Raw genomic sequence first — 23,912 nt, 5'->3', positions numbered from 1 at the left:
GAATCCCTCTTTTCTAAAGTTGTATTGCCACTTTTAAGGATTCCCTTTTCATTCATTAAACATTCGTTTTTGATGTTTCCTCCTCATCATGAACACTTAATAAATTTTGCCACTTTTTATACGGTGCACTATTTGGGTCTACATAACCTTTCGCGTACGAACGATCCCACAATTGTTTAATAAACATTTCTTTTTCTTTCTTTGCAACCATATCGGCACCTGTACCGTAATAGTTTTGGAAATATAACTCAATTTCATCAAGGAATAGCCTCAATAATTCATCAGAAGTTTCTTCTAACGTTGGGTCATATTTCGCTTCACGGTCATACATTAAAATCATATCTAAAATATTATGGACATGCTCTTTACGAAGCCATCTAATATCTTGAGCACCTAATACAAACGGATGTGTATATAAATGTCCACCTTGTATCATCGCCTTCTCTTGTTCTTCTTCAAACCTGGACAAGATGTTTTCATAAATAAATGGGTTATGAAGCAACGCTCTGTGTAATTTATAACTTTCGCTTGAAATATTTTTCCCCATCGACTGAATTAAGAAGCTACGTCCAACGCCATTATATTGATACACAAACTGGCCATCAACAGCAACTAAACTAATCCAGCGATACATATACGCGTATAGTAGAGCACGATTACATTTATCGTAATCTAACTTCGTTTGCGTTGCATTTAAGTCTGGCATGAAGGCTGGTAAGTGCCAATACTTATCTAAATGCGGCGTTAAACTAGATTTTTTACTATTCAACTTGTTCACTCGGCGATAGTAAGACTGAAAATAATCACCTTTATCATTCATAAATCCATTTGCAATATGCCCAGACGAAAGCTTAGGAAAGTCTTGCAGTGATAAACCGTAATGTGCACGATAGCAAATGACTTCAAATGGTGAAAAAGCTTCATGTACTGTATCTTTTTCTTTAAACATTTCTTGCATTAATTCCTCTTGCAATTCTTTCTTTAAAGATGGGTGTATACCCCAATATTGTAATTCCCTATGATGCGAAACTTTCGGAACGAATGGACTTGCTAAATGGAACAAGTCTTCAATTTTTTCACGAACATATTCATCACGATCACGATTCTTATAATCCGCTTCTTTTCGTAATGCTTCAACGATGTTCAGCTCTAATTTATCGCGATAGCGTATTTGTAACTCATCGTAACAATAGTTTAGTATGTGCTCACGATAAAAGTCTTCTACCTTTTTCGATTGAATCTCTTCTGTTTTCGCATCCCGGCAATATTCCCCGTATAAGCTCATATAAATTTCCGCACATATATCTTTCGGTAATACCCCTAAATTTAAATGTTGTTGCATATCTTGCCATATCTTTTCTTGCAACTTCTCTTCAGCTAATACGTATACATTCGTTGGGTTTGTTTTCCCTTCAAATTCCTTGCTTCGTTTTTGAATTTCAAACAGTAAATTTTCACGTGTTTCATGTAAATTATCAAAAAATCTTTCCCAATATTGAATCATTTTGTTAACTGCTTGATATAGCGATTGATAAACGAGTTCTAATAGCATTTCTTTACGGTATTCGTTTAATTTGTGTACGTACTGCGTTACAATATCTTCAAATTCCTTTTTAAATAAACGCTGCTGGTTATTAATCATTTTTCCAAACCAGCCTTGTTGCTGCGCAATTTCTACTCGGCGTACAGCTGTTACCGTTCCATCAATATTACTCACATTAAATTTCTTATCGTAGTTTTGAATTAAATTACGCTTTTGTTCATTATTTTCATGTAGTCGATTCATTTTTTCGACTAACTGCTTTCGAATTTCATATAACATAAAACGAGCTGCTACTGGGTGAACTGGATCTGTTTTCTTTAAAAACCATGTATTTAATTGATAGGACTGCCCTTCAGAACCACTTGGTGAAAAGCGGTCTGATTCAATCATGTCATATAAAAGTGTCGTTACATGTTCATGTACACGGCTCGGAATCGCATACGCATATAAACGAACCGCATGATCCACTCTTGCCACTTCACCTTTCATTTGTTCCATCATTTTCAGTTTCGTAGCTGAAATTTTACACTCATGTTGCAGACGATTTAATTCCTCATCTTTTTGCACCGTTCGTTGTACATAACTTTCTACAGCTTCTAAAAACAGTTTTGATTTCGCAACTCCGAGCTTACCACCCTCTGCTCCTTCACGTGTTTCATTGTACATTTGTCTATAGAAAATATGAGCTTGCTCTGGACGGGTAGCAAGATGCTCCAAGTCCTCTAAATAACTTTTACCTCTTTCCGGCTTTTCACGTTGCATCCCACGTTTTACATCTTGATCGTATCTTTGCTTCTTCTCTTGAAACAGTTGATCTAAATGAAGCCACGATTCATCTAAACCTTGCACCGCCCATTTTAAAGCACAATATTTTAACACATGTTCATATGGATAAATGAGTTTTGCCGTTCCTGCCCCGCAATATCGTCCTTTTCCGCTTGATTCTGCTAATTGCTGAATTTGATTGTCTTCCTGTGCAAAATGACTTGTGGACATCGGGCTAAATAACTGTAAATAAATTGTATTTGCCATCTGTTCCATATAGTCTGATAAATTGTGTAAATGGTGTCCATGTAGGTTTTCGTAATCGTATAAGAAACAATAATTGTACGGTAAATGATGTTGTTTAATTGTATGATTCGTTCTTCCGTCTTCATCTACTTGATCAGGGCGATACTCTAATTCAATTGTTACACCGCCGCGTTTTGATAATTCTCCAGTAGACCCGAGCGTAATAGCATGTAATTCTTTTAACGATGCATAGCCATTTGCTTGCACCGTTTCAAATTCTTTCGCGCTAACTGTTCTCGTCTTTACTAAAACATCCGGCATTAAAAACGCACCGCGTATTAAAATGTTATGATGCTGCAATTTCTTCCGAAGCATTTCACGTAAATATAAAGCAATTTGCAGAAACATCCCTGAACCTGTTCCGCCTGCTAGTGATGTTACTATAATGACACGCACACCATATTCCGTTTGATCACTTGTAACCGGAAAAATTTTCTCGATTTCTTGCCAAAAAGACGTCAATTTATCTTCTTTCATCGCAGCACGTAACGCTAAACGTGAAATAACGCGTAACTGTCCTGCTCCTTCTGTTAATGGCTTATCAAGTATAGTCGGATCCATCGGAAACCACTCTGGGATCGTTGGATCTCCTGCAATATACTCCCTAGGCGTTTTACTAGAACTTGTTTGTGTCTTAAACTTTCGAATATGATCAAATTTACTTAATGTATTCACATCTGTATCAAATACGTGCATTGCTACCTTTTTTCGGCGCTCTTCAGGCAGTTTTTCATATATTTGATGCGTCACAGTACTACCGATTCCACCTAAACCAATTAATATTGTTGGAACTTGTAATGTCATGTGAACCACCTTCCTATTCTTGCTTGTTTGAAAAAAGGAGAAGAGAATCCATACTCCATCCCCTTCTTATCCCTACCTACTATTCACATTCGTACTTGTAAATCTCCTTACCATATCCTCTATCAATTAGTAAAAGTTCATTTGGATATAGTGTCTTATGTTCCATTCCTACTTCATCCTCTGTTATAAACATTCCATCAATAATCATTCCAACTACTTGTGATTCTTTCGCTACAAAGACAGATTTCGAACCTTTCTTCGCTATAAATGTAACGGATTGCACAGTTTTTCTTTCTGCTCTAAATGGGATACCAAAATAATGGTTCCACCATTTATTTCGAAGTAATTCTGGTTCAGATTGATATAGCCAATCTTTCGCTACCTCTTGATCCCATTCATAATACAGTAGTGCTTTCCTGTGAAATCTTGGCCGAACAATCCATCCTAAAACAATGATTCCTACTACTAGCAGTAATAAAGTGATAGGAATGACAAACTTAAAAATAAGCGCATATTTTTCATAAAACGGAGCATTTTGAATATGAAGTGATATTTTTTTCTTTACTTCTTGTAATTTTGAATCTTGCACTACGATGGTAGCTTCTATGGTGCCGGTATCTGTGAAATTGAATGTGTCGGAGTAATGAGGGCGAGGATAAATATAAATTTGATTACCATGTTGTTTTATTTCATAGTTGATTGATTGTTTAGATGTGACACCAGTAGATTTTAATAGTTTCTTTACAGCCTCTTCTGTCATCGGCTTACCATCTAACTGTGGTTGTATAATAAACGGTTTACTATTCTCTAAATTTGTTACTTTTTCTTCATAATCTTTCGTAATCGTTTGTAGTGATAATTTTGGTTTTTCCGTTACTTCGATTTTAAATTCTTTCGTCTGTCTGTAAAATCCCTTTATGTTCATATGAACTTTCCCACGCACTAGCCCTTTAGCAATCTTCATTTCGTAGTAAAATACATGTTTTTTATCGTCCCACTTCATCGGGTAGTGTTTTCCGTCTATTTCTAATTCTGCCTGAAAGTAAGAAGACTGAACTGGTAACTCCGTAGGCTTTGCTTCAATAACAGCAGTAACACCTTCGTACATTTTCTCTACATTTTTTTGACTACTATCATCTTTGTCATAAGTAGAAACCGTATAATTAAGCGCTGGTTCAACTAGTACTTGTAGTCCTTCTTTCTCAATGTCCTGGTCCACTTCTATCGTATAAGTTCCTGGTTTAATAACTTCCTCATTTTTCGTACTTATATGAACTATATTTCCGAACAATTTTGCTTCTCCTGGTGCATGTATGGAAAAAGAAGATTGTAATTGTAATGGTTTAGAAATTTGTGTGACCTGATAATCGAGCAGAGAAGGCGATTGTCGTACAAGCGTCATACGCTTTAACGGAAACGGTGTTGTAATCTCTACTCTTTTCCCAACTACTTTCGTTTTTACAATCGATTCAACAGAGGAGAATGGATCACGATTTGCAACTAATGCTGCCACTTGATTTACACTTTTTACAATGCCATCTTCTCCGCTTGACGGCATCGTAACACCATTTATCTCTTTCTTCCATATTTCCTTGAACGTATTTAGTTGTTCTTTTTCTTGTTGTCCTAAATCTTCTTCCATCGTAATTAAGACTGGATGTAACGATATCTTTTTTGCATCCATTTCTTTCTTAAACTGGGCTAATTCCCGCAAAATTTGTTCTTTTCCGCCAACCTTATCTTTCTCTAAATCATTAAATACCCCGTCAGTTAATACAATAAGCCAAAATTCACGTTTTCCATCTATATCTGCTTCCTTTTTTATAGATTGCATCGCCGTTTCGACTGCGCTAAATGGAGTATTTAAATACGTTTTCCATTCTCCAATTCCCTCAATTTCTGTTTGCCTTTTATCCTTCGTTAACGAAATGTTTAATGTATCATTCGGCTTACTCATTGGAACGTAAGAAAATTTATCTTTTTCATCCAATAGCGCAACTAAACTTTGCAAAGCATAATTGGCATATTTCCAGCGATCGTTATTTCTCATGCTGCCCGAATCGTCATATACAAGTGAAACGACCCTTTCCTTTGCCTCCTCTCCTTTTGCAAAAGCTGATAAAGGTAAACATATAAATAGAAACAACATGAACGTGGCACAAATTCGGATTTTCATGATGAGGCTTCGCCACCTTTGTAGACAAATTCCTATGTTTAAATTTATGAGAGGAAACAAGATATATGACTTGTATTTTAGGACAACTAACCCACCATAACTTTATTATGTAAACAGACCATACACTTGGTAATATTCCTTCTAGCATTCTCTATCCAATTATATAAGTAAAAAAGCCTGTTTAAGCTCCACACTTAAAACAGACTTTTCCTACTTTTTATTTTAAAAACACTTAACAAAAAGTTTGATTTTTAACTAACACATCACTTCAATTGTAAATCCACCAGGTGCTTCCACATAAAACGTATACGCATGTGCACGTTTAGGAGCCTCAACCAAAAATCCATCTTCCTTCAATCTTTGATTTATCTTATCTACTTGTTCTTCACTTTCTTGTGGAAATCCTACATGAAATGTTTTTGGATAATGTACGTCTTTCCCTTTCATTAACGTTAATATAAACCCATCATTATCACGCATAACTGCAAAGCCATTTCCCCTTGTTCCGCTACAAGTTAAACTAAAATACCTCTCTAAAAACGCTCTAGATGCTGTTACATCTGTAACTGTTAAATTAAGATGTTTAATTCCCAATCCTTCACCTTCTTTCTCAATTTTCTAACATTTTATCATACAAATAAAAAACACGCCTTCCACAGCGTGTTTCATTGCTTTACATACACTTCAACAATCGGATTCTCTTTATGATCCGCATGCAAGCGTATATTCTCTTCACTTGTATTATAAATACTAGCTAATAACATTATCGTTAACACATTAGGTGTCTTCGCATCACTTCCGTATTTTCTCTCAAGCGCTTCCTTATATTCAAAATCTAAATCCCCCTGCACATATGTATACACTTCAAAACCATCTTCTAAATTGCAAACTACTGTATCAATAATATCTGCCCCTACTTGCTTCTTCATTTCCTCTCGCAACGCTTCAATAAATTCTTCCCACGGTACTTCGTATGTCTGAAACTGATCTGTAGATTTCATGCCTTTTCCTCCTTATATATCCTCTTCTTATATTTCCCCTTTCCTATAACAATTATGATAGATAGGGCATTCGTACAAGCCGCACTTGTCCCCCTTACATATCGTATTACTGTAATGCGGAAGGAGGAAAGAACATGCATAGACAAAAATGTTATGATACATGCCGACGTTACTTCGGAAAAGTTGTTCGGATTGAAGACCGTGATGGCCGTATACATTTAGGGAAAATAATCGATGTGACACAAAGCTCTGTATGGATTGAACCGGTGCAACAGCGCTCATCTTTTGATTCAGGATTCGGATACTACGACGCTTATGCAAACGGTGGTTGTGACCTTTGTGGAGGCCTTAGCAGGTGTGATAGTTGTGGATTCGGATGCGGTGGTGGATTCAGCAGCTGCGGATGTGGTGGTCGTGGTTGTAGTAGTTGTGGTTGCGGCGGCTGGGGAGGCGGCGGTTGTGGCTGGGGTGTTGAACTCGGATTTGGTTTCATCTTCGGAATTACATTAGCTGCATTATTTTTCATTTAACATAGTAAAGAGTTGGCTACCTTTAGCCAACTCTTTTTCTTTATTTTTCACATATAAAAATACGATGCCCTAAAATGTGTTGGTACATAAGCCGTACATTTTCATGCTGTACCCACGCCTCATATAACTCATTCGGAATATGTGAGGATACATTCCATTCTGGCTCTTCTACATAGCCAGAGATTGTTTCTGCAATCGTGCCACCACCAGCAATTGTAATTCTTTTAAAATTTGCTTTCTGAAATAATTGTACCCACTCCTTCTCAGTTAATAGTTCTTTCATGCCATATAATTGGGCGATTTTTTCTTCCTCACCCTTATCAATGTGCCTATCAATAATTATTTCAATGACAACAAGCTTACCGTCCTGCTGTAATACACGATAACACTCCGAGATAACCCTTTCTTTGTCTGTAAAAGCGATGATTGATTCTCCAAGTACGAACTCAAATGAGTTATTCAAACACGGTAAATGCTCTACATTTCCTTCAATTAATTGTATATCTAACCCTTCAAACAACCATCTATCTTTTGCCTTTTGAATCATAATTTCATTCTTTTCAACCGTTGTTACTTTATAACCAAATTCACTTGTCATATACGCCGCTGTTTTCCCCGTACCGCAACCTATCTCAAGGACATTCGCTCCATATTTAAAAGGCAGTTGTGCTAACAATTGTTTTGTTAACGTAAAGCCACCAGGATGAGCACTTCCTATTCCGTAATAAGCTAGGAAATCGATGTATGTGTTTCGTTTCATGGGATTCTCCCTTTTTTATTTTATATATTCGAGCACGGAAGAAAAGTGCATAGAAAAAAGGGCGTATTGTACGCCCCTCATCTTACTTATCCTCTGTAATATATGCCCATTTATAGCTGTAGTCTCCACCAACTGGATGGTGAACAATACCTTTTACTTTCTGTCTTTGAACGATAGCATCACCACGTTGATATAATGGTGCAATTACAGCATCATCAAGTAACATTTTCTCAGCTTTTAGTAAGCTATCCCAACGCTCTTTCGTTTTCGTTAATAGCTCACCTTTACCTTTTTGTACAATTTCATCATATTTTGGATTTGAATATCCAGTTTGGTTATGAGGACCATTTGTAACGAACATATCAATGAATGTCATTGGATCTAAGTAGTCAGGCCCCCAACCAGCGTAAGATAAATCATAATCTAGATCTGATTCTAATTTTAACTTTTGTTTAAATGGCTGGTTTTTCAAATTCACTGTTAAACCTGGTAAGTTTTTCTCAAGTTCTCCTTTTAAGAATTCTCCTACTTTTTTCGCACCATCACCATCATAGTTTAATAGTTCTACTGTAATTGCATCTTTTCCAAGTTCTTTTTTCGCTTTTTCCCAATGCTCTTTTGCTTTTTTCACATCTGTTTTTAAAATATCTCCATTTTCTTTACGGAAGTCTTTTCCATCTGGGCTCTTAGCAAATTCTTTTGGTACTAAATAATCTGCAGGTGTAGAACCGTCATTTAAAATAACGTTCGTTAAGCCTTTTTTATCATATGCCTTTGCAATCGCTAAACGTAGATCTTTGTTCTTTAATACTGTATCTTGCCCACCACGTTTTTGGTTTAAACGTAAGAAGAACGTTGATGGTGTTTTTTGTGTAAAGAAGTCGGGGTTTGATTTATATTTGTCAACAAATTCAGATGTAAGTCCTGAACGATCGATTTGTCCACTTTCATATAAGTTAACACGTGTACCGCTATCTTTTACTACGTCAAAGTTGATTTCATCTAACTTAACTGTTTTATTATCCCAATATTGTGCATTTTTCTTTAACTTCCAACCTTCTTCATGTTTCCAGTCTGTCAATGTAAACGGTCCGTTGTATAACGTCGTATCTGATTCTAAACCGTACTTTTCACCTTTTTCTTTTACAAATTTCTCGTTTAATGGATAAAATGTTCCAAATGAAGTTAATTCTACAAAGTAAGGAACTGGATTTTCTAATTCTACTTCTAACGTATAGTCATCTACAGCTTTTACTCCTAACGTATCTAGTTCAGCTTTTCCTTCATTAATCGCTTGTGCATTTTTCAAATCAAACATAATGTATGCATATTCTGCTGCTGTATTTTTATCTACCGCACGTTTCCAAGCAAACACGAAATCTTTCGCTGTTACAGGCTCTCCATTTGACCATTTTGCATTTTTATTTAATGTAAATGTATATTTTTTACCATCATCACTCTTTTTATATGATTCAGCAACTCCTGGTGTTGCTTTATTATCTTTATCAAGTCGATATAAACCTTCCATTACGTTGTTTAAAGCGAGAAACGATACTTGGTCTGTCGCTTTAGCAGAGTCCATAGATGGAATCTCTTGAGACTCTGTTAAATTAAGCACTTGCTTCGCCGCTAGCTTTCCACCTTCTTTTTCACCGCTTTTTGGTGTTGTGCTTGCCTTCTCTTTATCTCCTGATCCAGAGCAAGCCGTTAATGCCATACTCATTACTAAAACTGGTGCTACGACCGCTGTCAATTTTTTCATCTTTTTTCTCTTCATTTTTTTGTACCCTCCCCAATTATATGTACGATATTAACATTTAGAAATTCTCTACTAACTTTCGTTATCAGAAAATTCTTATTAATTAATATTCTACTGTTTTTTTAGATTTTGTAAAGTATTTTTGTAAATTTTCTAAATATTTATTTTTTTATTATAGTAACTTATCGTTTTAACTACTATATGGATTATCCCCTGTCTACTATATGTAAACATCCTTCCCCTTATTCCAATCTATTACTACGTTCTATATTTTTCTTATTAGCATGAGGTCTCTTACTATCATCTGTCTTACTACTTACTGACCTCTCTAAATCCCTCCGATAGAACCTTCCTAATTACCTACCCGATTCTCAATAGGCTAACGAGATTTATTCCCTTATACATACTAAAAAGCATTTCAAAAGCAGCTCAGCCACTTTTGAAATGCTTTCACTTTATTTTTTTCCGCCATCCTCAGTTACATACGCCCACTTAAAGCTATATTCTGGACTGATGTTATGTTTCACAATTCCTTTTACATTCGGTTTCATTACATACGATCTTCCTGTTTGATATAAAGGTACTAACCCTGCATCTTCTTCAAGGAATAATTTTTCAGCTTTCCCTAACGTTTCCCAGCGTTTTTTCGCATCACTCATTAATTCATTACCTGCTTTTCCTACCATTTCATCGTATTTTGGATTTGAATAACTCATTTGGTTGTACGGGCTCTTCGATTCAAACATATCAATAAATGTCATTGGATCCGCATAGTCTGGACTCCAACCAGCATAAGAAATTTCATAATCTTGCGCAGTTTCTAATTTTAATTTTTGTTTGAACGGCTGAATTTTCGTATTAATCGTTACACCTTTTAAATTTTTCTCAATTTGATCTTTTACATAGTCAGCAATCTTTTTCGCAGTTCCATCATCATAGCTTAGCAATTCAATTGTAACTTGATCTTTTCCAAGTTCTTTTTTCGCTTCTTCCCATGCTGCTGCTCCTTTTTTCGGATTATATTTCAGACCATTTTTAAATGTATCTTGATAATCTTTACCATCTGGCCCTGTCGCAAGTCCTTTTGGAACCAATTGATCTGTTGCTTTTGATCCATTATTTAAAATTACATTTGCCAATCCTTTTTTATCAACTGATAATGCAATTGCTTCACGAAGTTTTTTGCTCTTTAAAGGCGTATCTTGTCCGTTACGTTTTTGATTTAAACGTAAGAAGAATGTACTTGATTCCGCATACTCACCATATTCTTCTTTGTTCGATTTATATTTATCTACAAACTCTCCTGATAGTAATGTAAAATCAATTGATCCTGTATCATATAAGTTTACTTTCGTTGCAACCTCTTTTACTACACTATAGTTAATTTCTTCTAATTTCACAGTCTTTTTATCCCAGTACTTATCATTTTTCTTTAGCTGCCAACCTTGTTCATGTTTCCATGAAGACATAACGAATGGACCGTTATACACAGTTGTATCTGCTTCTAAACCGTACTTATCACCTTTTTCTTTTACGAATTTTTCATTTAATGGATAGTATGATGGGAATGCTAATAAATTTAAGAAATACGGTACCGGTTTTTCTAATTCTACTTCTAGCGTGTAATCATCTACCGCCTTCGCTCCTAATTCAGTTACAGGTTTTTCTCCTTTATTAATCGCTTCTGCATTTTTAATATAGTAAGCAATAAATGCATATTCTGCCGCAGTATTCTTATCAAGTAAGCGCTTCCATGAGAAAACGAAATCTTTCGCTGTTACAGGATCACCATTTGACCATTTTGCATCTTTTCGCAGTTTAAACGTATACTTTTTACCATCTTCACTTTTCGTACTAGACTCTGCCGCAGCAGGAATTGGCTTATTATCTTTATCAAGACGATATAGGCCTTCCATCGTGTTCCCTAAAATTTGCGAACCTAATGTATCAGTAGATTTAGAAGTATCCATCGTCGGAATTTCTTGGTTTTCCGTACGATTTAATACTTGTTTCGCTGCATATTTAATATCAGATTTTTTTTCTTCCCCACTATTTGATGTAGTAGTCGTTTTCTTTTCCCCACCTGCCCCAGAACATGCTGTCAATGCAACACTCATCGCTAAAACTGGTACTACAACTGCCGTTAACTTTTTCATCTTTTTTCTCTTCATTTTTATACCCTCCCTAATTATATGTACATTACCAATCCTTGAGAGACCCCTTACTAAAGATTTATTTTTCAGAAAATTACAACTAATGTTATTCTACTCTTTTTTTCGTACTTGTAAATAGTTTCATTTTAAATATTCTTATTTTTTAATTTAGTAGGATTTATCCCCCATCTACTATATGTACATACTATACACCTTATTCGCCTCTATTTAACCACACTAAAAATTAGTATTTTAAGCTCACAAAAAAAGCATTTAAAAGTAGCTAAGCCACTTTTAAATGCTTTTTCAACTCTATTATTTTTCAGTCACATATGCCCACTTAAAGCTAAATTCTGGACTGATATTATGTTTTACTACTCCCTTTACATTTGGTTGTAAAACATAAGAATCTCCTCGTTGATATAAAGGTACAATCGCTACATCTTCTTCAAGTAATGTTTTTTCAGCTTTTCCTAACTCTTCCCAACGTTTTTTCGCATCGCTCATTAATTCCGTTCCAGCTTTTTTCACCATGCCGTCATATTTAGGGTCAGAGAAGCTCATTTGGTTATGAGAATGTCCAGTCTCAAACATATCTAAGAACGTCATTGGATCTGCATAATCTGGATTCCAACCACCGTATGAAATATCATATTGTTGCTCAGATTCTAATTTTAGTTTTTGCTTAAATGGCTGAAGTTTAATGTTAACTGTTACACCTTTTAAGTTCTTCTCAATTTGGTCCTTAATATATTCTCCAACTTTTTTCGCATTACCAGTATCATAGTTTAAGAATTCAATTGTAACTTGGTCTTTACCTAGCTCTTTTTTCGCTTCTTCCCAAGCTGCAGCAGCTTTTTTAGCATTTGGTTTTAAACCATTCTTAAACGTTTCTTGGAAGTCTTTACCGTCTGGTCCAGTTGCTAAACCTTTTGGTACTAAGAAGTCAGCTTCTTTTGATCCATCATTTAAAATTACGTTTGCTAAATTCTTTTTATCAACTGATAGTGCAATTGCTTCACGTAACTTTTTACTCTTTAATGGTGTATCTTGTCCATCACGTTTTTGGTTCATACGAATGAAATACGTACTCACTTGTGAATATGTTCCGAATTCATCTTTCTTATTTCTGTATTTATCTACGAACTCTCCAGTTAATAAAGCAAAGTCAACTTGACCGCTATCATATAAATTGATAAGAGTTGCTGGTTCTTTAACAACACTGAAGTTAACTTCTTCAAGTTTTACAGTCTTTTTATCCCAATATTGATCATTTTTCTTTAATTGCCATCCTTGTTCATGCTTCCAATCTTTAAGAACGAACGGTCCATTATAAACTGTTGTATCAGACTCTATACCGAACTTCTCCCCTTTTTCTTTTACGAATTTTTCATTTAATGGGTAGTACGATGGGAATGCTACTAAGTTTAAGAAGTACGGTACCGCTTGCTCTAATTCAACTTCAAGCGTAAGATCATCTACCGCTTTCACTCCTAATTCAGCTACAGGTTTTTCACCTTTATTAACCACTTCTGCATTTTTAATTGGGAATGCGATAAATGCATACTCAGCAGCTGTTTTTGGATCTAATAGACGTTGCCAAGCATATACGAAATCTTTCGCCGTTACTGGATCTCCATTTGACCATTTTGCATCTTTACGTAGTTTGAACGTATATTTTTTACCATCTTCACTTTTCGTGCTAGATTCTGCTGCAGCTGGAATAGGCTTATTATCTTTATCAAGACGATATAATCCTTCCATCGTATTCCCTAGCATTTGTGAAGATACTGTATCTGTTGATTTAGAAGAATCCATCGTTGGAATCTCTTGGTTTACTGTTCGATTCAACACTTGTTTTGCCGCTAATTTTCCCTCTGACTTGCTATCTCCACTTGAGTTTGTGCTTGTCTTTTTATCTCCGCCTGATGTAGAACATGCTGTTAACGCCATGCTCATTGCTAAAACCGGTGCTACAACTGCTGTTAGTTTTTTCATTTGTTTCTTTTTCATTTTGTACCCTCCCTAATTCTTAACGATAGCTATTAAATAATTTTCTGATAATTCTGTTTTTCTCTATATATTTATCAGACGATTCTTACTAATTCTTATTCTACTAATTTTTTAATTTTTGTAAAGTATTATTATTGAAAATTTTTAAAAAATTATTTTTTTACAGTAATATTCATAAAAATGCCATATGTTGTTCAAACCTTATTTCGCATTCATACACATTCGTTGTTTTAATCACTTTCATCTCATTTACCACTTGAATACTTGTTAATTATTGCTAATAAATAATGCATATATCTAAAAACATCTTTTCTACAAAAATAAAAAAGTCAGCAAAGCTGACTTTTTACCCGGCCATTTTTTTTCGTTTCATTTCCTCTACTACTCTCGTATACTTCTCATCATCAAATTCATTTTCACTTTTTGCAACAACTACAGTTGCAATACCGTTACCAATTAAATTAACGATAGCACGTGCTTCTGACATGAAACGATCTACACCAAGTAATAACGCTAAACCTTCTAATGGGATAACATTCATTGCAGATAGAGTAGATGCTAGCACAATGAATCCCCCGCCGGTTACTGCTGCTGCTCCTTTAGATGTAACTAATAAAATAGCTATTATAGTTAATTGTTGACCTAGTGAAAGATCGACGTGGAAAACTTGTGCTAAAAATATAGTAGCCATCGATAAATAAATTGTTGTTCCATCTAAGTTAAAAGAATAGCCTGTTGGAATGACTAAACCTACTACCGGTTTCGAACACCCGAAGTCTTCCATCTTTGTCATCATTCGCGGCAGTACTGATTCTGACGATGATGTCCCGAGAACAATAAGTAATTCTTCTTTAATATGAGCTAAATATTTCCACAAACTAAATTTATACAGTTTACAAATAAAATTTAAAACAATAAAAACAAATAATGCCATTGTCGCATATACACAAATCATTAATTTGCCAAGTGGTATGAGCGTGCTTAAACCATACTTCCCAATTGTAAATGCCATCCCACCGAATGCTCCAACCGGTGCTAATTTCATTACAATTGATAAAATGTTAAAAAATACTTTCGATAATCTTTCAAAAAAATCAATAACCGGTTGTCCATTTTTCCCTAACATCGTTAATCCCGCGCCGAATAAAATGGAGAAGAATAACACTTGTAAAATATCACCTTTTGCAAATGCTTCAAACATGTTAGACGGCACAATATGTAAAAAGAAATCCATCCATTTCATTTCTTGCCCGCTTTGTACATATTGTGAAACATCTCCGCCTTTTAGTTTTGAGGGATCTAATCCATCTCCGGGACGCACAACATTCGCTACGATGATACCAATAATTAAAGCAGCTGTTGTAACAATTTCAAAATATAATAGTGCCTTCCCACCAACACGGCCTACCTTTTTCATACTTCCCATACTTGCAATACCGAGTACAATTGTTAAAAAGATAATCGGTGCAATAACCATTTTAATCATATTGATGAATGTTTCACCAATTGGCTTCATTTGTTGTCCAACACTCGGCCAAATTGCCCCTACTGCAATACCACAAATAATGGCCACAATAACTTGGAATGTTAAATTCTTTGCAATTCTCATTTTTGCTACTCCCCTGTATTTTCATTTCTCCCAAACTATTTTAAGCAATAACATTTATTCTATGTGATAGCCCCCTTGCTACTTAACTTGAACCCTACTATTACGTTACACTATTAACTCTAATTCTTAAATAGTATATAACATTAAAAACTAAATGTCATACCATTAGACAAAAATAAAAAAGCAGACATTACATCTGCTTTAATTCTCCTCAATTTGCTTTTCACTTAATCCTAGATGTGTTCTAAGAGTATTACTCAAACTTTGTAGATCTTTTTTATTAGGATTATAATAATATACACGTTGCCCGTTTGAGCCATTAGGTAAGTATAAATCATCACCAGCTAATTGTATTTTTTCAACTGAACCGTTTAAACCGTATTTATAAAAAGATAAAATATCGTCCATTACTAAATTTGTTTTAAAATCACCATCAACCGCCTCAACTATTTTTTCTAGCTTCGTAATCGATCCTACACTTTTTAATTTACTTAAAATCGCTTCAATAACAAGTTGTTGGCGCTGTCCTCTCATTGCATCACTATCAATATGACGCGTTCTTGCTAGTGCGAGTGCTTCTTCCCCATTTAATTTTTGTAATCCTTTTTTCAAATGAATCGTATCAGGTTCATCTTTACTATTTTGCTCCGTAAATTCAACTGGGACATCCACTTCAATACCATCTAACCCATCAACAATTTTAGTAAAGGAACCAAAATTAAATTTCACAAAATAATCAACAGGCACCTGTAACAATTTTTCTACCGCTTCCACAGAAGCTTGCGGTCCTCCATCTTTACCATTTTTAACGAAACCACTTCCATATGCATGGGTTATTTTATCTTTTTTCTTTTCAACTGGAACATATGTGTATGTATCACGCGGTATGCTCGTTAATTTCACTGTTTTATCATCTTTATTAAAAGTCGCTAACAGTAATGCATCTGTATGAAATGCACCATTATATTCCTTTTGTCGTTCTTGATTTTCATCAATTCCCATAATTAAAAGTGAAACATGATTTGCAATTGGCTTTACAGATTTCTCACGTAAATTGGATTTTTCACCTCGTGCTAAATTCAAATTAGATTTTTGTACGAGACTAGAAGTTTTCATATATACATAAGCTCCATAGCCAATTCCACCAAATAGTAATACCGCCAGTAGTAAACTTATTATCGTTTTCTTTTTATATTTTTGCTTAATTTTCTCTTCTCTTAAAGATGAATGATTCCCCATCTACTCTCCTCCTGTCTCTATTCATCAAATATGTTTTTCATTTTTTCATATTTAGCGCTATCCTTTTGAAACATACTTTCTTTCAATCCCTTATCTATTTGTATCCATTCAGTCGTAACTGAATATTGAATCAAGCCTTCTTGAAAACTAAGAAATTTCAACATAATCCCTGTATTTTTCTCCACAACCATTTCGAATTTCCCTCTTAAATCTTCAGAGGTGCTAACAGGCATCTCTATGTTGATAACTCCTTCAATTTTGTAACAATCTAATCCAAGATATTTCGTTTCTTTATAATTCCAATCTTTATATCGAATTAACAAATCTGCAAATTCTGATTGAATACTATATTTAGCTAGCCCTACATATTCATCATCATATCTCTTTTTCTCATCTGATTTTCTCACTACCCTTTCCGTAGGATTTAATTTTAATAGTTCATTGTTTCTTTCTTTCGGGTTCCATTTTGTCTCTTTATAGGTATACTTCTCATCATCAAACTCTTTTTTCTTGCCCTCGTTATATATAATTGTTCGTTTTTTCGCTAGTTTATCTTCTTTCGAAGAGATACCTCTTTGTTTCTCCGTATCAATCGCATACTTATATGTTGTAGCAATTCTTGATGAGCTAGAATATTCCTCAAATTGTCCTGAAATATTTTTAAAATAATCAATAGAATCTAGCATCTTTTGATGAATCTTTTCTTTATCTGGATAATGTACATTCGATTTTATTTCTTCTTCATTTTCATAATCAGAAAATGCTTTTTTCTTTACATATTCAAATACTCCACCGTTTTGCGCAAAACTTTGTATAGAAAACTCAGACATAGATACCACTGAAAGTATACAAACCGCTGCACTAATTATCATCATATAAATTTTGTAACTCTTCTTTTTTACCTTAAGATTATGTACCGTGCCATTAATCTTTTCATTTAACTCTGGAGGTACTATAACATTTTCATCTTTTATTCTCTTTTTTAATTTCTCATCAAATAATTTTTCATTATCCATCCTTTGCACCCCCTATTCCATCTTTAATCGTTTTTGTAGTTGTTCCCTCGCACGTGATAATCTTGATTTCACTGTTCCTTTCGGTATTTCTAACAGCTTTGCTATACTCTCTTGATTCATGTCTTCATAGTAATAAAGCACCGTAACAGCTCTTAATTCTTCATGTAACGATTGAATCGCATTACACAAATCTATATCTTCATACTGATCACACGCACTCATATTGTAATCATTCTCTTCTGTCACAATTACCTTTTTATAAGCTCTAATAATATTGTTACACTCATTTATTAGTATTCGAATTAACCAAGTTTGAAAAAATTCTTCTTTTTTTAATTTTTTTATATTTTCATAGGCTTTTAAAATTGTTGTCTGTATCGCATCCTCTATATTTGTCTCATCACGTAACATCGCCTTTGCTATTCGATACATTTTCACTTTTTCTGTATGTATAAGCGCTATAAAGGCTTCATGATCACCTTTTTTCGCTAAAGAAACATCCGTTTCTTCTTTTATAATCATTTTATATAAAGGGATTACTTTCACAATCGCTCCTCCTGTTTCATCCTCACTTCATCACTTCCAATTTAACTTTACATGTATTAGACGTATGAACCTAGAAAAAGGTTCACTTTTTTGAATATTTTTGTAATTAAAAAGATAAATATCCTTTATAAGGATGCAATGAACATACTAGTTTAAATTTACAAATAAAAAAAGCCCACTTTCTCAGTGGACTTTCTACTTTATAACGGTAAATCCCTCTTCCTAAATACTACAATCGCTACGATAAAAATACAAAGCGCTACAGCAGTTAAACTTATACTTACCGGCCATATATTATATGATCCTTCAGCAATTTCTTTCGGACGAAACAGCGTGAATAATGATAGGTTTTTCATCCATTCTAACTTATCACTTAACTTCCCTACCATATCTAATACGAAAAATAAGATAGTTAAACTCGCTGAATAACTTAGTGCTTTTCTTTCGTCATTACATATACAAGAAAAGAAAAATGAATAGGCACTAACGACTAAAAATATGAGCCCTCCGACTACATTTATCTTCAAAAATAATTCTTTATTTAAGTTATTATCCTCTAAAAACCATTCTGCACCTACTATACCCGCTACATACGTAACCGCTACAATAATCAGTAGTCCTAATATAAGAATAGCCGCTTGCGTAATTGCGATTCGTACTCTAGATACAGGCGTTGCTAGCAAGTATGCCATTGCTCCTTTATCTACATGACGAGCAATTAAATGTGTCGCAACTGTTACGCAAAAAATTGTTAAAATGATAATAAACAATAGACTATAGTATTCGCCCGCTAAAAAATCCATTACGTTTTGAATCGGACTTTCCATACCAACGATTTTTTTCACACTATCAGGCATGGCAGCTATTAATTCATTTAGCCCTTTCGCTGATACCATTGACGGGAATATCCAAATTAATAACCACAGATATAAAGCTGCACCAGACGCATAACTCAAAATACTTTTTTGTGTTTCTTTCAAACTAGCTAAAAATAATCGCTTATTCATGCGCTATCCCTTCTTTCTTATCGTAATAATGCATAAATAAATGTTCTAAATCCATCGCTCTCGTTTGAAGTGCCGTTACATTATAGTTTGAAAGTGTTTGTAAAACAGTTTGATAATTTCCTTGTACAATGATAGATGCCTCTCTGCCTTTTACCGCTTCAAATTGCAAATTACACTTTGTAAGGGACTCAATCTCTTCTTGTGATGATACTATTACATCTATCACCTGTCTTCTCATACTTTGTAAATCGTGAATATTTTCAACCGTTACGAGTCGACCATCTTTAATAATAGCTACTCTGTCACAAGTTCTCTCAATTTCAGTGAAAATATGTGATGACATTAGGATTGTTTTTCCTCTTTGCTTTTCCTCTAATATTAAATCTATAAACACTTGCTGCATAAGTGGATCAAGTCCAGATGTTGGTTCATCTAAAATTAACACCTCTGGATCGTGCATAAATGCAGCGACTATCCCTACTTTTTGCTTCATTCCTTTAGACATTTTGCGAATCGGTGTTTTCACATCAAATTGCAGACGCTCTATCAGTTCATCTCGTCTTTTTGTATCCTTTAATCCACGCATTCCTTGCATTAATTTTAAAAATTCTAATCCGTTCATTCCTTCAATAAAAGAAATTTCACCCGGTAGATAACCAACTTCCCTTTGAATTTTCGCTGCTTCATTCCAACAATCTAATCCAAAAATTGTCGCTTTACCAGCTGTCGGTTTTATAAATCCCATTAAATTACGAATCGTCGTTGATTTTCCGGCACCATTCGGTCCTAAATAACCAAATACTTCTCCCTCTTTTACATCAAATGTAATATGAAACAAACCTTTTCCATTCGAAAACTGTTTTGTGACATCTTGAACTGAAATCATAATTCCACCTCATTTTTTGAAATATTTAATATGTGATATTTCAAAATTATTGTACTCCTCATCTTCCATATTCGCAACAATTTTTTGAAATATTTATTAGTCCATATTTCAAAATTGTTGTTTTCCATTATTTTTTCTTGTATATTTTAAGTGAGGTGATTGCATTGAACGGCTTTGAAAGAGTAAAAGAAAAGAAAAAGCGTGCCATTAAAGAAGCAGCATTCGTATTATTTTCAGAACGTGGATTTAATGAAGTGAAAATAGAACATATCGCAAAAGAAGCAAACGTTTCTCAAGTTACAATTTATAATCATTTCGGAAGTAAAGATGCGTTATTTAGGGAGCTTATACAAGAATTTATCATATCTGAATTTCAATATTATAAAGAGCTTGCGGAAGAAAAATTACCTTTTCATGATATGATGCAAAAAATGATTGTAAGAAAAATGAATACTGGCGGATTATTCCAACCTGATATGTTACTACAAATGATGCAAAGGGACGAAGAACTCCGTAAGTTTATTTATAGTTATCAAAATGAAAAAATCCTGCCCTGGTATTTAGAAATATTAGAACGAGCTCAGCGCAAAAACGAAATTAATCCACACCTTACTAAAGAAATGATGTTACTTTACATTCAAATGTTTACAAAGTTAGGTGATGAATTTGGAGCACAACTTCTTGAAGGAGATCGCGAAAAACATATACAAGATATCGTTACGATGTTCTTCTATGGTCTTTCTGTTCCACAAAAATAAAAAGACACGAATTTCGTGTCTTTTTATTTTATAGAAATGACTCTACCCTTTTCACTGCTTTCAATCGCTAATTGAATCAGTTTAATAACATCTAAACCTTCTTTTGCTGTTACAGGTAGTTTCTCACCATTTAATATACTATCTCGTACACCTTTATAATAATTGTTATAACAACCGACTTCTGTTGGAATACGCTCTAAGCTTTCTTCTGTTTCTAAAGTAGCAAAATTCTCTTCATCGTCTACTCCATAACCGTTATCACCTGGCTTCATTCCATTTTTTAATTGCTCTTCCTGCGAATCCATACCGTACTTCACGATAGAACCTTTCTCTCCATGCACTATAAAATGCGGTCCAGCTTTTTTCACATAACTACTACTACGTAAAATGACACGTTTAACTCCGTAATGAAGTTCTATGTGGAAATAATCATCCACCTCTGCACCTGGTCGTTGTTTTATTACATCTGCACTTATAGCATCTGGTTTCCCGAATATTGATAACGCTTGGTCAATTAAATGCGATCCTAAATCATATAATATACCGGAGCCTGGTAGATTTTTTTCTCTCCATCGATCACGTACATGTGGACGGAAACGATCAAAATTCGATTCATATGCATATACATTCCCTACTCTGTTTTCTCCTAACAATTTCTTAATTGTTAAGAAATCATTATCAAAACGACGATTATGATATACGCTTAACATTACATTATGCTGCTCTGCTAATAAAATAAGCTCTTCCCCTTCTTCAATTGAAACAACAAATGGTTTTTCTACAACAACATGCTTACCGTTTAAAATTGCTTCTTTTACATATGGAAAATGAGTTGTATTAGGTGATGTAATAACAACTAAGTCAACATCAGCTCGCTTCACCAATTCATCAATTGTACTAACAACATTAGCGTTTGGTAATGTTTCTTTTACTACCTCTTCTTTTGAGGATAATACAGCACGAATATCATATTCTTCTATCGTTTGTAATAGTGGGATATGAAATGTCGTACTTGAAAAACCAAATCCTACAATCCCTACACCTATTTTTTTCATGTTGCCCCTGGTTTAAAATTCTTATAAAAATCTATAAATCGTTGGCGAACCAAGTCAAATGCCAACTACCGAAAAGGAATCTCACCTTTTTCCTGTCCGTAAGGGTTGTGACCTTTTCATCCACCTATTGTGAAAGAATGACGGCAGGTTCCTGTTAGGAACGATCTGTCCTTGCATACTACCATTCATCCAAGTCAGTAGCATGCAAGAGGTTATAAGAAATAAACCAGTACCCCCCTTCTCATTTAAATTTTAAATACGAATTGTTGATTGCTCATATAAACAGTTTTGTGAAGAATGCTCCACAATTTCCAATTGTGATATTCTTTCCACGTTTGAATTGTTTGTAACCATTTTTTATATACTTTTTTCGTATTCTTTTTACTTTCTTCCATGGAAGCAACAAGAATACGCAGTTTTGTTGTAATTTGTTTTTTTAATAATAATATAATCTCTTTTGGTAATTGTTCTTGCAATTCTAATCCACGTCTTGCGATCGTGAATGCGGCTGCTTCATGAACGCTAATACCGAAATTTTTACTGTATTTTAATTTTCCAATCACACTTGTATAAGCGGGGTTTACTGTTTTAATAGAAAATCCGTTACGAAGAGCCATACGAATTAAACTGTTCAACATCTTTTTATACGTAAATTGATGGAAATTACGATTACTGTATGTATCAGTATCATGAGATTGTTGAAACTTTAAATCTTCTAAAACAATTCCACCTACATTGTTTTCCAATAACCATGTTTTAATTTGTTTTACGATTTGTCCAATTATCGTTGCACGTTTGTTTGTTGAAAATGTATTCAGATTGTGTAGATAAAAAATTTTTGAACCTTTAAAATTACCTTGTTTTGTACATAAACTAACTGCAATGCGGTCCGGATTTACATCAATTCCTGCAATTACATCTGATTGTGGTGTTTCCTTGAAATCTAGTACACGACCTATTTCTGTTTCATTAAACGTAATATTTACATAAAATTCATTTTGTTTACGAATGATTTCTACACTATATTTTTGATGCTCTATAATCGGTTTTCCTTTTGGATTTACACCGATTTGCTTTCCCATAACGACATTTGTGATTTGATGATAAAAATGATATGGAATGATAATCGGAACTTTGATTCGTGGGCTTTTTGTTTTTCCATTTGTTCTTCCTAATGGATTTGCAATTTCTAACCATCCTTGCCCACAGTCATCAACTGTAATGCGCATGTTCAAATTCCCTTTTTTGCTTTTATCTCCACGAGAATATAATTGTCGTGTCCGCAAATCTTTCCATTCTTGATTGGATATCTTGTTTTTCATTCTTTCATAGAAATTTTTCCGCCCACCAAAAATAATAGGAGGTAATGTTTTATTTTTAATATGTTTTGCATACGTTTCAATTTTTTGTTCTAATTTTTGTTTTCGTTTTCTTAAACCAATTAAACAAATTTCTAATGCAACTTGTTTAGGTCTTTTTTTGCCGCGTTCATAATCAGCTATTTTTTGTAACGTCTTTTCTAACTTTTTTTGATTGTTTTCTAGGTAAACAGGAAGAAGTTCTTTTTGAGAGAAAAGGATTGTTTGCGCTTGTAAAATCACATCTTCACAAAAACGTTTATTTAACAAATATTTAGGTTGTAGTTTTTTTATCAATTCTTTCTCGTTTTCGCCCTCAATCAAACGCTTTAAACTATATCGTTTTGCACTTTCGAACGTACGAATCAAAGTAATTAAATCTTCCGTTTGTTCTTTTGTAATAGAATTGATTTTACAAGTACGTGTTGTTTTCATCCTTTTCCCCCTTTTCATCACCTGAAAATATTATAGGTTGAATTCTGTAAAATATAAAACCTGTAATTGTAAATTTTTATAGTTTTTTATAGATTCTTATTTACTGTTATTATCTCCATTTGTCCCGCTATTTGTGGGCAACAAGACCCCCACTGATTAAACTTTCACTATATGAGAACGATTTCATTCAGTT

At 34.2% G+C, this 23,912-nt stretch carries 18 protein-coding genes; 2 read left to right on the top strand and 16 right to left on the bottom strand.

Annotation, left to right across the window (positions count from 1 at the left end; genetic code table 11):
• Positions 1–55: 55 nt before the first annotated feature.
• The 4 genes from F3I02_RS25485 to F3I02_RS25470 form a co-directional block, all read right to left on the bottom strand.
• Complete coding sequence (locus tag F3I02_RS25485) at positions 56–3,418, bottom strand: tubulin-like doman-containing protein (protein WP_046945594.1); 3,363 nt, start codon at positions 3,416–3,418, stop codon at positions 56–58.
• Positions 3,419–3,497: 79 nt separating this feature from the next.
• Positions 3,498–5,594: a vWA domain-containing protein gene (locus tag F3I02_RS25480; RefSeq protein ID WP_196478538.1), complete on the bottom strand. Its 2,097-nt coding sequence runs from the start codon at positions 5,592–5,594 to the stop codon at positions 3,498–3,500.
• A 255-nt stretch (positions 5,595–5,849) separates the two neighbouring features.
• Positions 5,850–6,188, bottom strand: coding sequence for a VOC family protein (locus F3I02_RS25475; protein WP_000511527.1), 339 nt, complete (start codon positions 6,186–6,188; stop codon positions 5,850–5,852).
• A 71-nt stretch (positions 6,189–6,259) separates the two neighbouring features.
• Positions 6,260–6,595 carry a hypothetical protein gene (locus F3I02_RS25470; protein WP_000842901.1) on the bottom strand — a complete coding sequence of 112 codons (336 nt, stop codon included), beginning with the start codon at positions 6,593–6,595 and terminating at the stop codon, positions 6,260–6,262.
• Positions 6,596–6,729: 134 nt separating this feature from the next.
• Here F3I02_RS25470 and F3I02_RS25465 point away from each other — a divergent pair, with 134 nt between their 5' ends.
• Complete coding sequence (locus tag F3I02_RS25465) at positions 6,730–7,125, top strand: hypothetical protein (RefSeq protein WP_000555000.1); 396 nt, start codon at positions 6,730–6,732, stop codon at positions 7,123–7,125.
• A gap of 40 nt (positions 7,126–7,165) precedes the next feature.
• Here F3I02_RS25465 and F3I02_RS25460 read toward each other — a convergent pair whose 3' ends face one another.
• From F3I02_RS25460 to F3I02_RS25415, 10 genes are all read right to left on the bottom strand, one after another.
• Positions 7,166–7,885, bottom strand: a complete 720-nt coding sequence (locus tag F3I02_RS25460) for a class I SAM-dependent methyltransferase (protein WP_196478537.1) — start codon at positions 7,883–7,885, stop codon at positions 7,166–7,168.
• 82 nt (positions 7,886–7,967) lie between these two features.
• Positions 7,968–9,662, bottom strand: a complete 1,695-nt coding sequence (locus F3I02_RS25455) for a peptide ABC transporter substrate-binding protein (protein ID WP_000823444.1) — start codon at positions 9,660–9,662, stop codon at positions 7,968–7,970.
• Positions 9,663–10,099: 437 nt separating this feature from the next.
• A complete protein-coding gene (locus F3I02_RS25450; protein WP_000823463.1) occupies positions 10,100–11,815 on the bottom strand; it encodes a peptide ABC transporter substrate-binding protein in 1,716 nt (571 codons plus the stop codon).
• Positions 11,816–12,112: 297 nt separating this feature from the next.
• The gene (locus F3I02_RS25445) at positions 12,113–13,810 is read right to left on the bottom strand and encodes a peptide ABC transporter substrate-binding protein (RefSeq protein WP_000730150.1); all 1,698 of its coding nucleotides are present in this window, start codon (positions 13,808–13,810) and stop codon (positions 12,113–12,115) included.
• Positions 13,811–14,156: 346 nt separating this feature from the next.
• On the bottom strand, positions 14,157–15,419 hold the full coding sequence (locus F3I02_RS25440; RefSeq protein ID WP_001216973.1) for a dicarboxylate/amino acid:cation symporter: 1,263 nt from the start codon (positions 15,417–15,419) through the stop codon (positions 14,157–14,159).
• A 201-nt stretch (positions 15,420–15,620) separates the two neighbouring features.
• Positions 15,621–16,658, bottom strand: a complete 1,038-nt coding sequence (locus F3I02_RS25435; protein ID WP_196478536.1) for an LCP family protein — start codon at positions 16,656–16,658, stop codon at positions 15,621–15,623.
• Between the two features lie 17 nt (positions 16,659–16,675).
• Complete coding sequence (locus F3I02_RS25430) at positions 16,676–17,674, bottom strand: hypothetical protein (RefSeq protein WP_000368249.1); 999 nt, start codon at positions 17,672–17,674, stop codon at positions 16,676–16,678.
• Between the two features lie 12 nt (positions 17,675–17,686).
• On the bottom strand, positions 17,687–18,220 hold the full coding sequence (locus F3I02_RS25425; protein WP_000864721.1) for a sigma-70 family RNA polymerase sigma factor: 534 nt from the start codon (positions 18,218–18,220) through the stop codon (positions 17,687–17,689).
• 200 nt (positions 18,221–18,420) lie between these two features.
• Positions 18,421–19,227, bottom strand: coding sequence for an ABC transporter permease subunit (locus tag F3I02_RS25420; RefSeq protein WP_046945597.1), 807 nt, complete (start codon positions 19,225–19,227; stop codon positions 18,421–18,423).
• Entirely contained in the window at positions 19,220–20,113 is an 894-nt protein-coding gene (locus F3I02_RS25415; RefSeq protein ID WP_000626564.1) for an ABC transporter ATP-binding protein, read from the bottom strand. The genes F3I02_RS25420 and F3I02_RS25415 overlap by 8 nt, the downstream gene beginning before the upstream one ends.
• Before the next feature lie 155 nt (positions 20,114–20,268).
• Between F3I02_RS25415 and F3I02_RS25410 the strand changes: the two genes are divergently transcribed.
• A complete protein-coding gene (locus F3I02_RS25410; protein WP_116777626.1) occupies positions 20,269–20,871 on the top strand; it encodes a TetR/AcrR family transcriptional regulator in 603 nt (200 codons plus the stop codon).
• A gap of 23 nt (positions 20,872–20,894) precedes the next feature.
• Here the strand turns inward: F3I02_RS25410 and F3I02_RS25405 are convergent, their stop codons facing one another.
• A complete protein-coding gene (locus F3I02_RS25405) occupies positions 20,895–21,926 on the bottom strand; it encodes an oxidoreductase (protein WP_000719766.1) in 1,032 nt (343 codons plus the stop codon).
• A 245-nt stretch (positions 21,927–22,171) separates the two neighbouring features.
• On the bottom strand, positions 22,172–23,719 hold the full coding sequence (locus F3I02_RS25400; protein ID WP_196478535.1) for an IS200/IS605 family accessory protein TnpB-related protein: 1,548 nt from the start codon (positions 23,717–23,719) through the stop codon (positions 22,172–22,174).
• Positions 23,720–23,912 lie beyond the last annotated feature (193 nt).

Origin of the sequence: Bacillus sp. SRB3LM (genome assembly GCF_015712745.1) — a bacterium.
In the GTDB taxonomy this organism is placed as follows: Bacteria; Bacillota; Bacilli; order Bacillales; family Bacillaceae_G; genus Bacillus_A; species Bacillus_A thuringiensis_K.
This window is presented reverse-complemented; position numbering and strand designations above follow the sequence as displayed.